The 12,629-nt window shown below is 52.8% G+C and carries 12 protein-coding genes; 9 read left to right on the plus strand and 3 right to left on the minus strand.

Annotated elements, in window-relative coordinates; all coding sequences use genetic code 11:
- Nucleotides 1–10 precede the first annotated feature (10 nt).
- The 3 genes from V6575_RS06565 to V6575_RS06575 are packed head-to-tail and all read right to left on the minus strand — an operon-like array spanning nt 11 to nt 2,944.
- A complete protein-coding gene (locus tag V6575_RS06565; RefSeq protein WP_340273401.1) occupies nt 11–868 on the minus strand; it encodes a carbohydrate ABC transporter permease in 858 nt (285 codons plus the stop codon).
- Nucleotides 868–1,749: a carbohydrate ABC transporter permease gene (locus tag V6575_RS06570; RefSeq protein WP_340273934.1), complete on the minus strand. Its 882-nt coding sequence runs from the start codon at nt 1,747–1,749 to the stop codon at nt 868–870. Before V6575_RS06570 ends, V6575_RS06565 begins: the two co-directional genes overlap by 1 nt.
- Nucleotides 1,750–1,759: 10 nt before the next feature.
- Nucleotides 1,760–2,944 carry a Gfo/Idh/MocA family protein gene (locus V6575_RS06575; protein ID WP_340273402.1) on the minus strand — a complete coding sequence of 395 codons (1,185 nt, stop codon included), beginning with the start codon at nt 2,942–2,944 and terminating at the stop codon, nt 1,760–1,762.
- A gap of 442 nt (nt 2,945–3,386) precedes the next feature.
- Between V6575_RS06575 and V6575_RS06580 the strand changes: the two genes are divergently transcribed.
- The 9 genes from V6575_RS06580 (at nt 3,387) to V6575_RS06620 (ending at nt 12,619) form a co-directional block, all read left to right on the plus strand.
- Nucleotides 3,387–4,139 (plus strand): GntR family transcriptional regulator, encoded by a 753-nt coding sequence (locus tag V6575_RS06580; protein ID WP_340273403.1) that lies wholly within the window; start codon nt 3,387–3,389, stop codon nt 4,137–4,139.
- Nucleotides 4,140–4,158: 19 nt separating this feature from the next.
- Nucleotides 4,159–5,184: an SIS domain-containing protein gene (locus tag V6575_RS06585; RefSeq protein ID WP_340273404.1), complete on the plus strand. Its 1,026-nt coding sequence runs from the start codon at nt 4,159–4,161 to the stop codon at nt 5,182–5,184.
- Nucleotides 5,181–6,368 (plus strand): N-acetylglucosamine-6-phosphate deacetylase, encoded by a 1,188-nt coding sequence (gene nagA, locus V6575_RS06590; protein WP_340273405.1) that lies wholly within the window; start codon nt 5,181–5,183, stop codon nt 6,366–6,368. The genes V6575_RS06585 and nagA overlap by 4 nt, the downstream gene beginning before the upstream one ends.
- Entirely contained in the window at nt 6,365–7,279 is a 915-nt protein-coding gene (locus tag V6575_RS06595) for an ROK family protein (protein WP_340273406.1), read from the plus strand. Before nagA ends, V6575_RS06595 begins: the two co-directional genes overlap by 4 nt.
- Nucleotides 7,280–7,833: 554 nt before the next feature.
- Nucleotides 7,834–8,733 (plus strand): LysR substrate-binding domain-containing protein, encoded by a 900-nt coding sequence (locus V6575_RS06600; protein ID WP_340273407.1) that lies wholly within the window; start codon nt 7,834–7,836, stop codon nt 8,731–8,733.
- A gap of 111 nt (nt 8,734–8,844) precedes the next feature.
- Entirely contained in the window at nt 8,845–9,840 is a 996-nt protein-coding gene (locus V6575_RS06605; protein ID WP_340273408.1) for a TRAP transporter substrate-binding protein, read from the plus strand.
- 55 nt (nt 9,841–9,895) lie between these two features.
- Nucleotides 9,896–10,378, plus strand: coding sequence for a TRAP transporter small permease (locus V6575_RS06610; protein ID WP_340273409.1), 483 nt, complete (start codon nt 9,896–9,898; stop codon nt 10,376–10,378).
- Nucleotides 10,375–11,676 carry a TRAP transporter large permease gene (locus tag V6575_RS06615; RefSeq protein ID WP_340273410.1) on the plus strand — a complete coding sequence of 434 codons (1,302 nt, stop codon included), beginning with the start codon at nt 10,375–10,377 and terminating at the stop codon, nt 11,674–11,676. The genes V6575_RS06610 and V6575_RS06615 overlap by 4 nt, the downstream gene beginning before the upstream one ends.
- A 4-nt stretch (nt 11,677–11,680) precedes the next feature.
- Entirely contained in the window at nt 11,681–12,619 is a 939-nt protein-coding gene (locus V6575_RS06620; RefSeq protein WP_340273411.1) for a dihydrodipicolinate synthase family protein, read from the plus strand.
- Nucleotides 12,620–12,629: the final 10 nt, after the last annotated feature.

The raw sequence follows: 12,629 nt of genomic DNA on the forward strand, positions 1-12,629 counted from the left end.
ATTGTTTTTATTATTTCACCGCGCCAGCAGTCAGACCGCTGACGAGATATCGTTGCAGAAAGAAAATCACGATCATGGCAGGTGCAATGCCAACAAAACTTGCGGCCATGAGTTCGTTCCAGATCACTTCCTGGCGGCCGAAATAGGCGAAAAGCCCGATCGGCAAAGGCATGAATTCTGTCTTGGAATTGAACGTCAGCGCGTAGATGAACTGCTGTGCATAAGCGCCGATGAATGTGGTGATGGCGACAACTGTAATTCCGGGCATGGCCAGCGGAAGGATGATGCGCCGTAAGATATAAAGACGACTGGCACCGTCCACATAGGCCGCTTCTTCCAGTTCTTTCGGGATTCGCATCATATAGGTGCGCAACAGCCAGATGGCCGTGGGAATAAGGAAGGCGACACCAGGCACGATCATTGCCGCATAGGTGTTGAGGATTCCCAAGCTGCGCATCAACCGGAACAGCGGGATCAGCAGGACAGCGCCTGAAAACATGTTCACAGCGAGAAATGCGCCAAGAAGTGGGCCGCGCCCTGAAAACTGGAATCGGGCAAAGGCATAGGCGGCGGGAACCACCAGTATCAGTACGACCACAGTCACCACAGTCGAGATGAAGATCGAGTTGAAAACGTAAAGGCCAAACTTGGGCACGCTGTCCCACATGGTGAAATAAGCGTCGAATGACGCGTGCTCTGGCCAGAACCGATAAGGCGAGGAGAACAGGCGGCTCAAGGGCTTCAATGACACCAGAAAGCCTTCAACGAAAGGCGCCAGAACAAAGAACAGAAAAACCGCAATTGCTGCGTAAATGGAGATGACCTCATACCACCTGTAGCGGTTGATCATGGCGGTCTTTTTACTCATCACACAGCCTCCGTGGATAGCCGGTTGATTGCTTTGAAATAGAAGAAGCAGAAGATCGACAGGAAGATGCAAATCAGAACCGCGCGGGCGGCGCCGGCGCCGTATTTATAGGACCCGATCCCTGTCTTATAGGTGTCAATGATCATCGTTGTGGTCGACCCGCTCGGTCCGCCCTGGGTCAGGATCCAGATGATATCGAATGAGTTGAAAGTTGAAATCAGCGAGATCATCGACATGGTGATCATCGCCGGGATCAGAAGCGGAAAGGTTATCCGGCGGAAACGGTAGAACCGGCCTGCGCCGTCAGTCCATGCGGCTTCATATAGGTCCTCTGGTACTGCCTGGATTGCTGCCAGCATGTAAAGGGTGACCATTGGCACGCCGATCCAGACATCGGTGATGATGGTTGCCCAGAAGGCTGTGTTTCCATAGGCCAGGAACGCGATAGGGCCGTCGGTGATGCCTGTGTTCTGTAGCAGGCCGGAAATCATGCCGAACTGCCCATTATACATCCAGCCCCACATGAAGATGCCAATTGCCATTGGAACAATCCAGGGCGGCATGGTGAGCAGACGGAAAAGGGTGCGTCCGGGAACGGCTGCGTTCAGCAGCATGGCTCCAAAAGTTCCAATGATCATCTTGAGAAGGACGGAAAAGAACGTCCAGACAAAGGTTCGTATGATGACGGCTGCGAAGGTCTCGTTGAATATCTTGTCGTAATTGGTCCAACCGACATAGGAGTAGGTCTTGCGCAGGGATGCGTTCGTGAACGAGAGGTTGAGCGTATCCATAAGCGGGTAGATCACGATGGCCGCAATATAGAGAACTGCCGGCAAAAGCAGCATCCAGGCAAAAAGAACAGCGCTTCGTTTGGCGTTCATCATTGTGCCCTCATGCTGACTTGAGAGTGTGGTGCTCGGCTGCCGATCCGTTCAAGGCGGCGTCGTAGCGCTGCCACACAGAAGACAGGTCGACGACCGTGCGGGTCTTGCGGGCTTCATCCATGGTCAAAGCCAGGATACCAGCTTCAAGAGCGTCCAGAGCTGAAACAGGTAGCGGCGTTCCGTCCATGACATGTTTGATCACATCTTCGGCCATTTGTTCATCGGCACCGTAGTGATGTGAGGTCTCGCTGGGAGCTTTATACGTTGTTGCGATGACCTTCTCATTGTTCCGGGCATTGTGGACATCAAGGAAACCGCGAACAAAATCGCCTTCGGCCATGCCATTGGCGCCTATCACGCAAAATCGGCGGAACTCGTCAGGGACATTGATGTTGGTATGAAAGGTCATGGAGACACCATTCTCATACTCAACAATTGCGGTCTGATAATCGACGATGTCGCCATCGCTGTCGAAAACCTTTTCCGTTCCGAGCCAGCCGCTGGGCTTGCAGTGGTAGACATCAAGATCGTTGACGCCTTCATCAACTGGCGTGTTTTGGGGGGTAAAGCTTTTGCGCCCGCCGAAGCTGGCGACATAGCGGGGGCGGGCACCTACCACGCCATTGTAAAGGTCCAGATCATGGCAGCATTTCTCCAGCATGAAGCTTCCGGCATAGCTTTCATAACGGCGCCAATCACGCATGAAGAAAGCGCCGTGGTAGGGCTGAATATGTTCGGAAGCTTCAATCGAGACCACGTCTCCAAGAAGGCCATCCTGCTGTGCCTTGCGCAAATCCTGGTACAATGGAGAATATCGAAGGACCAGGCCCACCAGAAGACGTTTATGCCCATGCTGGTGTAGCAGGGCGGCTAGCTCAAAGCTCTGCTCGATAGTCATGACGATTGGCTTTTCGCTGAAGACCTTCAATCCGGCTTCAAGTCCCAGGCGGATGTGATCGAGATGCATGTGGTTCGGAGAACCTATCATCAGGAGATCCATCTCCTCGTTCTTGATCAGCTCCTGTGGCGTGTCATAGACGTTTCCAGCTGGAATGCCTTTTTCATCAAGCATGGGCATGCCGGCTGGAGCAGGATCGGCATAGCCAACGATTTCGAAATCCGGATCCATCTGATTGAACACGAACCCAAGATATCCAAGGCGGAAACCCAGACCGATTATGCCAACCTTCATCCCACTTGCCTTCTGATCATGTAATTTATTTACGTAATTAATTTTCTTAAGCTGCGCGATTTCAGTCAAATCGTCAATCTATATCCATCAAACTGCGTATTTTTTGAAAATAAATTACATATACGTGCCTGCTTGTTGGATTTTGAGCTTCTCCAAGACGGGGATTCGCACCCGACAGAAATCCTCTTGATTAGTGTTGGATGAAAGCTAATTTTTGATACCAATGCAATACCATAAATGCGGCATTCTACGCTGCAATTATAATCAGGCTATAAAAAGTTAATGAAAACAGATATTTGTTAAATTTTAGAGTTTTGAATCAACCTTTCGGTGAAAAAAAATTCGACAAACAGCGATTTGGTATTTATTTGGTATCTAAATTGACTTCAGGGTAGAGTTCTCGATATCGGGAAAATATCATTCTGACAAAGAGGCGTCGTGGATGAGCAGCATAGTCGGGCTTCGCGGATTTCAGGACCGGTTTGATGGTCCGTTGTACAAGCGTTTGAAATTGGCTTTTGAGGCTTTCATTCATACCCGGCGATTGCAGCAGGGCGATGCCTTGCCATCCGAGAGGGATATTTCGGAGATTTGCGGAGTTTCCCGGGTGACCGTGCGACGTGCCATTGATGCGCTGGTAGAGGAAGGCGCTTTGGTTCGCCGTCATGGCTCCGGGACTTTTGTTGCGGCGCCGGTGGAGCGCATGGAGCAGCCATTGTCTTGTGCGACTTCCTTTTCTGAGGATATGGCCCGCCGCGGTATGGTGGCGTCCTCCAGGTGGCTTGACCGCGCCCTGTATTTACCCAGTTCGGATGAGATGATGGCCCTGGGACTGACGGGGACCAAAAAGGTTGCCCGACTGCAGCGTCTTCGCTTGGCGGATGGTGCGCCGGTCGCGTTGGAAAACGCAACTCTTCCATCCGACATTCTGCCGGACCCTGAGAGTGTTGACGTATCGCTTTATGCGCGTCTTGCTCAGTTGGAGGCGCGTCCTGTTCGTGCTGTCCAGCGGATCTCGGCAAGACTTTTAACCTCTGACGAGGCCCTGTTGCTGGGAGTGTCCGAGGGCTCTGCTGGCCTTGCTGTTCATCGGATCGCCTATCTGGCGTCCGGCCGGGCTATCGAATCAACGAAAACCCTTTATCGCAATGACCTTTATGACCTTGTCGCCGAGCAAATCATTGGTCCTGCCTGATGCGAACACCGGAAAAATCATGACAAAATCAAATATGCTCAAGGAGATCCAAGAGATCCCCGATGCGGTCGATCGGCTGTTTTCTAAATCTTTCACCGCTCTGGTTACTTGCGGATCAAACTTTCGAAACCTTGACCCAGAAGTTGTCGTCACAATTGCACGCGGTACATCTGATCACGCTGCCAGCTTTTTAAAGTATGCCATTGAGCTGCAGGCAGGCGTTCCAGTTGCCTCACTCGGGCCTTCGCTTGTATCGATCTACCAGCGGCGATTGAAAGTGCGCAAGGCAGCAGCCATCAGCATTTCACAATCCGGCAAAAGTCCGGATATCGTCGCACTTGCCCGCTCCATCACAGATGCCGGAGCAAGTTCAGTGGCTCTGGTCAACACAGTCCCGTCGCCTTTGGCTGAGGCTTGTGCAACAGCAATTTCGCTGGCTGCAGGTCCGGAACTGGCAGTTGCGGCAACCAAGTCCTATGTGAATTCGATTATTGCCGGTCTGGCCATTCTGGCAGAATGGACTGAAGATGATGCTCTAAGGAGCGCGCTGCACGGGCTGCCAGCTCAGTTCAGGAAGGCGCTCGACTTGGACTGGAGTGATCTTGCAGATGAACTGGAGACCTCGCAATCGCTTTATTTCCTCGGCCGGGGTCCTTCGCTCGCAGTTGCCGGTGAAGCTGCGTTGAAGTGCAAGGAGACTTGCGAGCTTCACGGTGAAGCCTATTCATCCGCCGAAGTCTTGCACGGTCCGGTCTCGCTGGTTTCAGGCGGGTTTCCCGTTCTGGTGTTCGCAGCTTCAGATGCGGCTGAGCAGTCTGCAGTTGATGTTGCAGATCAACTGGCGGCCAAAGGAGGCAATGTCTTTGTGACCTCGCCGCTTGCGAAAGAGGCGCGGGGGGTGCCGCGCGTTGCAACTGGACATCCGTTGACGGATGCGCTCATCCAGATTGTGCCTTATTACAAGATGATCGAGACTCTATCGTTCCGGAGAAACCTTAATCCGGATGCACCGGCAGCACTTCAAAAGGTGACTGAGACCTTATGACTTTGAGCGATGAGCCCAACAGCGACTTGTTGATTTCCGGTGCGCAGATATTTGACGGCCAGTGCTGGCATTCTGGCAAGAACCTGATGGTCGAACAGGGCAAGGTCAGTGCTCGTTCTGAATGTAAGCCACATGCTGCAACAATCCTGCGAAACGTGCCTGAGGGAAGCCGGATTGTGCCGGGTTTCGTTGATCTCCAGGTCAATGGCGGTGGAGGGGTGTTGTTCAACAATGATCTGACTGTGTCCGGAATTGAGACCATCTGCAAAGCACATCGCGCATTTGGCACAACATCGCTGCTGGTCACATTGATCACAGATACCTCGGAGAACACCGAGCTTGGCATTCAGGCCGGAGTTGAGGCGGCCAAACAGGGTGTTCTCGGTTTTGCGGGGCTGCACCTGGAAGGGCCCCACCTATCAATTGCGCGCAAAGGCACTCACTCTGCTGACCTTATCCGATCTATGACTGAGCGGGATTTGGCTTTGCTTTTGCAGGCTGCGCGTGACTTGCCAAAATTGCTCGTTACGCTGGCGCCTGAAAGCGTGACGCCTTTTCAGGTGCGCCAACTTGTTGACGCTGGGGCCGTCGTCAGTCTGGGACACAGCGATGCAGGCATTGAGACGGTCCGGCTTTTTGTCGAGGCTGGAGCCTCAATGGTTACCCATCTCTTCAATGCGATGAGCCCTTTGCAACACCGCGAACCAGGGCTCGTTGGGGCGGCGCTGGGCTTTGGTGAATTAAGCTGTGGCCTTATTGCTGATGGGCACCACGTGGATCCGATTGCAATTCGAATTGCCCTCAATGCCAAGCAGGGGCCGGGCAAAGTCTTTCTCGTAACTGATGCGATGTCTTCCATTGGCTGGGAAGGTCGCAGCTTCCGGCTCAATGGCCGTGATGTCTTTCGGAAAGATGGGCGGTTGACCCTTGAAGACGGGACACTGGCAGGTGCTGACATCGACATGCTGTCCTGTGTGCGGTTCATGGTGGAGGTAATCGGCCTCCAATTGGATGAGGTGCTGCGAATGGCCAGCCTCTATCCGGCCGAAGCGGCCGGGCTTGAAAAGTGCGGTTTTTTAACGCCTGGAGCGCCTGCAGACTGTTTGGTTCTGGGGCCTGATTTGGAGATCCTTGCCAGCGTTATCAGCGGTCAGTGGCTGGATCATCAAGGATGCGCTGGATGATAGTCTGTTTTGACATCGGCGGTACGGCAATCAAAGGCGCATATGCGCTTGAGCCAGGGAACATTTTACAAGTTGCCAGGGTGCCGACTCCGACCATGGATTTCGAGGCTTTTGTCGCGGTTCTGGCAAAGACCATTGGCGAAGCCCCTGGGACCGTCGAAGCCGTTTCACTTTCAATCGCCGGGGTCATTGATCCGGACACGAGGGGCATGATTGTTGCGAATATTCCCTGCCTTCACGGCGTGGACCTGGAAACAGAGCTTTCCGCGAGGCTGTCACTGCCGGTTGTTGTTGCAAATGATGCGGACTGTTTTGCCATGGCGGAAGCCGGTTTTGGGATTGGCCGGGGGCATGACGTTGTCTTCGGCGTTATCCTGGGATCCGGTGTTGGCGGCGGGTTGGTGGTGCGCGGACATTTGATCAATGAGGCTGGTGGATATGCGGGTGAGTGGGGGCATGGGCCTGTTTCAGCAATGAAGGCTGGCGCTTTGTCGCGCGAAATTCCGAGATTTTCCTGCGGATGTGGTCAGACAGGCTGCTTGGATGCGGTGTGCAGTGCGCGTGGGCTTGAGCGCATTGACCAGCATTTGCATGACCGTGACCTCACAAGCATGCAAATCATTGACGGGTTTGAGGCCGGAGATCCCAAGGCCAAGGAAACAGTTGATGTTCATGTCGATATTTTGTCAGGCCCCCTGGCGGTTCTGATCAATACGACGGGAGCTTCCGTGGTTCCTGTTGGGGGAGGGCTCTCCAATGCTGTTTCGCTGATTGATCTGATCGATCGTGAAACACGCAAAAAGACCTTACGCAGTTTCAAGTCTCCGTTGGTCGTACCAGCGACCTGCACGATAGAACCCGGCTTGATTGGCTGTGCCACTCTTGGGTTTCAAAGAGTTGCAATATTGTAATTCTATGCGGTGTCACAGCCAGAAATGGTGCACCTGAAAAAGTTGTTAAGCACAGACCTGCATTCCAGATCAAAAGGGCGCTTCAAGATCTTGTTCGGCAACGCCTCCTTGAGATTAAGTGTTTCACTGCGCAGGTCTTCGTTTTTTCACGCATCAACATGCTCGGTCATAAAGGACATTGTCTGATCCCGGCGCGCATCCAAAGAGGGCTTTGAAACCGGAATTTTGCGATATTCCCGCCAAAAACCCTATCAGCTGAAGAAGCTATTTCCTGACTAAGGGCCTGATTTTGCTTGTTACTGCCTTGAGGATTGACCTCTTGGGCCGATTTGCAATTGCGGTCATGTCCGTGCTTCTCATCGCTACCACAGCCCAAGCGGCCAGCTGCTATACCGAAACAAAAATAACCGCTACTGATCCAGCAGCTGAATAATTATCCAGTAAAAGCTGTTCTTGTAAGATTTCCGTCGACTTCACCCCCACGCCAAAACACAAGTATCATCAACGTTCTGACGGTCCAGGGCCAAGCCTTGAGGAAAATGCAGGGGAGTTTCATGAATCAGAGGCAAATCAATGCGTTTCGTATGGTCATGCACCATGGTTCGATCACAGCTGCAGCAAAAGCTCTTAATGTGTCGCAACCTGCAGTCAGCAGGCTCTTGACGGATCTGGAAGCGTCTTTGGGGTTCTCGTTGCTGTTGCGAATGCGCGGCAAGGTGCAGCCGACAGTCGAAGCCTATGAGTTCTTCACTGAAGTCGAGCGCATGTTCTACGGCCTGGACAGGTTGTCACAGGTTGCAGGTGAGATCCGAACCCTGCGCCGCGCAACCTTTCGTGTCGCGTCGATGCCAATGGTCAGTTACGAGATCCTGCCGCAGGCGGTCGCCCGATTCATCTCTGCGCATGAGGGGGTCGACATTACTCATGACGTTCACACGTCTCCGCGCATTCTGGATCTTCTGGCCTCGCGCCAAATCGACATAGGACTGGCGCAGACGTCCCCTGATCGGCAGGACGTGGATGTCTTGGCTGAATTCAGTTCCAGCTGTGTCTGTGTGATGCCGCCAGATCACGCGCTTGCTGGATATTCCAAGCTTACTCCGACCGACCTGAAAGATCAGCCTCTGGTCGCACTGAATTACAAAACACTGACCTACAGCTATATGACCCAATGTTTTGCTGAAGCGGGTGTATCTCCGAAGATTGTCGCTGAGACACAACCCTCTTTCTCGGCCTGTGGGCTGGCCGCCATGGGAGTTGGCATTGCGCTGGTGGATCCGATTACGCCCGAGATATTCGGTGACAAATTGTGCTCAGTTCCCTTCGAACCTCGCATCCCATTTGATTTCCAGATCATGAAACCAAAAGACATTCCCCTATCCAGGGCAGCTCAGGCCTTCTATGTGGAACTCATCGCATCGATCGGGGCTCTTGGGAGTGTAATTGCGAAATAGATATAACATTTATGCATAAGGTGATGGTTAAATTGTATTTGATTTTATCCGTCAGACAAGGAAGTTATGTTGTCATAATAATAAACTTCCAGACGGCAGCAGGAGCTTTAAATGACCTTTTCCAGACGCGCTACCCTCGGGCTATCCGCCGGCCTTATCGCATTATTAGCAGCGGGACATGCATCTGCCGCTGACTACACGCTTCGTCTTCATACGCTGGTCAAGAGCCCTCATCCCTACAATGACATGGCGCAGGCATTCAAAGCCCAAGTCGAGGCTAAAAGTAATGGCGCTATTGAAGTCAAGATTTTTGACTCCGGACAGTTGGGCAAAGACCCAGCCGTGATTGGAGAGCTTGGCTTCGGCACTGTCGATATGATGATTTCCAGTGTTTCGAATGCGGCACAGAACGTACCTGAATATGGTATCTTCACCATGCCGTATCTTTTCAAGGGCATGGATGAGGCTGTCGCCAAGATCGAGCCTGGCACCGCGGTGGCCGCGCATTTTCAAGAGATTTATGAGGAACGCGGTGTTGGCATGAAATTGCTGGCTCTGGGTGCATCAGGTACGCGCAACATGTCAACGGCGGAAGTTGCTATCGAAAGTCCTGTTGATTTGAAAGGGTTGAAGATGAGAACCCCTCCGTCACCGATGGACAGCAAAACCTGGTCCGCGTTCGGGATGCAGCCAGTGACCGTTGCATGGGGTGAGCTGTATGCCGCAATGCAGACCGGGGTTGCCGAGGCAATGGAAAGTTCGCTGCCGGGCTACAACGGATCGAAGCTCTACGAGGTGGCTCCGAATCTTGCTCTCACACAGCATACAATTCAGATCAACCACACGTCGATTTCCCAGCGCACTTGGGACAAGCTGCCGGAAGAGTTGCAGGCCATCGTGTCGGACGCTGCTGTTTCGGCCAACGCATTGGGAGTGGAAAAGGCCAAGGGCTACGATGCAGCCCTTGTCGATAGTTTGAAGACGGATCATGGCGTGTCCGTGAGCACGCCGGACAAGGCGGCCTTTATCGAAGTTGTTGCTCCTCTGCAGGTCAAATTGGCTGAAGAGCTTGACCTGGTCGAAGAATACAAGCTGCTCACAGAGTGATCCGCTTTCGGCTTCGGCGCAGGCCGGAGCCGTTTTCCCAAGCTTGGACTCGACAATGATAAACCGTTTCTGCGATCTGGTGTTTCAGATGGTCAAACTGGTGATGTGGATTGGATTTGCCGCTCTCATCATCAATGTTGGACTGCAAGTGCTTTCCCGAAATGTGCTTCATACAGCAATGATATGGACCGGGGATGTTGCGCAACTTCTCTTCGCTTGGCTGATTTTCCTCGGGGCTGCGCTCGGTCTCCGGCTTGGTGCGCATTACAAGATCGATATGTTTCCGCAGACCAATCCGGTCCTCTCTAGGGCGATCTTTTCGATTGAAATTCTTGCCGGCCTTGCCGTTGCGATAATTCTGCTGCGTTACGGTTGGGATCTAGCTGTCATGCGGTCAACCGCAGAGGTTCAATCTCTTGGTATCTCTCGCTTCTGGATGTTCCTTCCGATGCCCATTTCTGGTGCCCTTATGCTGCTGTTTTTGGTCGAGACTATTGTTACCGGCCGCAAGATGACCAAATCTGGAGCGGCCCAATGAGCCCGCTCGTTATATTGCTATTGTCTTTCTTTGTCCTGATCGCGCTCAGGGTGAATATTGGGTTTTCCCTTATCCTGTCCTCGGCCTTTGTCATCTTGCTGGAGGATTTGCCGCTGATTTCAGTGGTCAATCAGATGTATGCCGGGATCGACAGCTTTACGCTTCTCGCCGTTCCATTCTTTATGCTTTTGGGCCGGATCCTGAATGCCGGGTCTATCACCGATCGCTTGTTGAATGTTGCTGATGCAACGGTGGGGCATGTGCGCGGTGGCCTCGGTCATGTGAATGTGTTCGTTTCGATGATTTTCGCATCGCTGTCCGGATCTGCAGCAGCGGACACTGCGAGTGTCGGGTCGATCCTGATACCAGCCATGAAGAAGGCAGGGTATCCGGCTCCTTTTGCAGCCGCATTGACGGCAGCTTCATCGACCCTGGGTGTGATCATTCCTCCCTCAATCGTCCTGATCATCTATGGCGCGTTCGGTAATGTGTCGATTGGAGCATTGTTTGTCGGTGGCGTGGTTCCCGGCATTCTGGTTGCCGCGTTCATGATGCTTTACACCTACCTTCTTGCTCTCAAATATGGTTATCCGGCGAACCCGTTTCCGGGTATGAGGTCGGCTGCAAAGATCGTCTGGCGGGGTTTGTTACCCCTGATGATCCCAGTTATCGTGCTCGGTGGAATTGTCGGCGGCATTGTAACGCCGACTGAGGGTGCGATTGCCGCCGTGCTTTGGGCACTGGCATTGTCCCTTTTGGTCTATCGGGATGTGCCGTTGAAAGTAGTCCCGAAGCTACTGGCTGACGGCTGTATCGATTTCGCTATCCCGATGTTCACTGTGGCAGGGGCCGGTATTTTCGGATGGCTGATTGCCTATCTCGGTGCCTCGCAAATCGTCGTAGATTTCATTCTCAGCGTCACTCAAAACGGCTTCTTCATCATGTTGCTGTTGATCGGTTTTTTGCTTCTGGTGGGTATGGTGCTGAACCCGATTTCGGCAACGCTTATCTTTCTGCCAATCATCCAGGCGCTTGGGGATACTGCCGGCATGAACCCAATTCATATGGGGGTGCTGTCTACAATCGTGCTGTCAGTCGGGTTGGTCACGCCGCCCTATGGGATCTGTCTCCTGATTGCATCGCAAATTGCCGATGCGCCTTTAGGCCGCTGCATGTTGGCAGCAGCTCCCATCTGTTTGCTCACTATTTTTGTCGCAATCCTGTCGATCTGGTTCCCGGATATTGTTTTGGGTTTGCCCAAACTGCTGGTTCCAGAACTGTTCACATCCAAAGGCTAAACCAATGACGCATATTCAACCAAAGGGTTCTTTCGTCGCACTTGTCACCCCGATGAATGCGGATGGTTCCATCGACTTTGAAGGCTTCCGTACGCTATTGAACTGGCACGCAGAGAACGGTACCGAGGCCGTTCTGATCATGGGGTCTACTGGTGAAGTGTCGATGCTGTCTCCCGAAGAGCGCAAGCAGATCATCACAGAAACTGCGAAGATGAAGCCTGGGAAAATGCTGATGTACTACGGCATTACCGGAAACAATACGGCAACGACAATCGACTACGCTCGTTATGCCAAGGCTGAGGGCGCCGATGGTGCCATCCTGGCTGCACCCGCGTATATCTGCGCGGATAATGATGCGATTACCGATTATGCAATGGAAGTTCTGGACAGCGTCGATCTTGCAATGGGATTCTATAACAACCCGCCGCGGGTGAAGACAGATCTGCACTGGGACAATCTGCTGAAGATCGCCAAGCACGACAACATGGTTGTCTTGAAAGAGTCGACAACGCGCGTAGGGCAGGTGGCGCAGGTCTGTGCTGCCAAGCCTGACATGGCAATCATGTGCTGTTGTTCTCCGAACCTTGGCCTCGTTATACCGACAATGGCTCTTGGCGGCCACGGTACGGCGAACATGACCGGGAATATCATTCCGCAGGAAATGGCAGTGGTTTCCAAGCCTTGGGAAAATGGCGACGATGCTTTTGCGTGTCGTGAAGCTTGGTTGAAAAATCTGCCGATGCTGCATTTTGCCTATTCAACGATCAACCCGGTGTCGATCAAGACATTGATGCACGCGCTTGGTTTGCCATCCGGACCGTTGCGTAAGCCTCTGCAGCCAGCGAACCCTGCCATTTTGCAAAAGGGGCTGGACGCGGTCGCTGAACTTGGACTTGCCGAGAAATATGGTTTCAATCCTTCGGCAGCCATTGCCGCCGAGTAATCCGGCAACA

The organism is Roseibium algae, assembly GCF_037783265.1.
Taxonomy (GTDB): Bacteria; Pseudomonadota; Alphaproteobacteria; order Rhizobiales; family Stappiaceae; genus Roseibium; species Roseibium algae.

Excerpts from the sequence above, each read along its gene's own strand:
- V6575_RS06620 (WP_340273411.1), top strand. The coding sequence starts at position 11,681 with ATGACGCATATTCAACCAAAGGGTTCTTTCGTCGCACTTGTCACCCCG.
- nagA (WP_340273405.1), top strand. The coding sequence starts at position 5,181 with ATGACTTTGAGCGATGAGCCCAACAGCGACTTGTTGATTTCCGGTGCG.
- V6575_RS06615 (WP_340273410.1), top strand. The coding sequence starts at position 10,375 with ATGAGCCCGCTCGTTATATTGCTATTGTCTTTCTTTGTCCTGATCGCG.
- V6575_RS06605 (WP_340273408.1), top strand. The coding sequence starts at position 8,845 with ATGACCTTTTCCAGACGCGCTACCCTCGGGCTATCCGCCGGCCTTATC.
- V6575_RS06610 (WP_340273409.1), top strand. The coding sequence starts at position 9,896 with ATGATAAACCGTTTCTGCGATCTGGTGTTTCAGATGGTCAAACTGGTG.
- V6575_RS06600 (WP_340273407.1), top strand. The coding sequence starts at position 7,834 with ATGAATCAGAGGCAAATCAATGCGTTTCGTATGGTCATGCACCATGGT.
- V6575_RS06585 (WP_340273404.1), top strand. The coding sequence starts at position 4,159 with ATGACAAAATCAAATATGCTCAAGGAGATCCAAGAGATCCCCGATGCG.
- V6575_RS06570 (WP_340273934.1), bottom strand. The coding sequence starts at position 1,749 with ATGAACGCCAAACGAAGCGCTGTTCTTTTTGCCTGGATGCTGCTTTTG.
- V6575_RS06575 (WP_340273402.1), bottom strand. The coding sequence starts at position 2,944 with ATGAAGGTTGGCATAATCGGTCTGGGTTTCCGCCTTGGATATCTTGGG.
- V6575_RS06565 (WP_340273401.1), bottom strand. The coding sequence starts at position 868 with ATGAGTAAAAAGACCGCCATGATCAACCGCTACAGGTGGTATGAGGTC.
- V6575_RS06580 (WP_340273403.1), top strand. The coding sequence starts at position 3,387 with ATGAGCAGCATAGTCGGGCTTCGCGGATTTCAGGACCGGTTTGATGGT.
- V6575_RS06595 (WP_340273406.1), top strand. The coding sequence starts at position 6,365 with ATGATAGTCTGTTTTGACATCGGCGGTACGGCAATCAAAGGCGCATAT.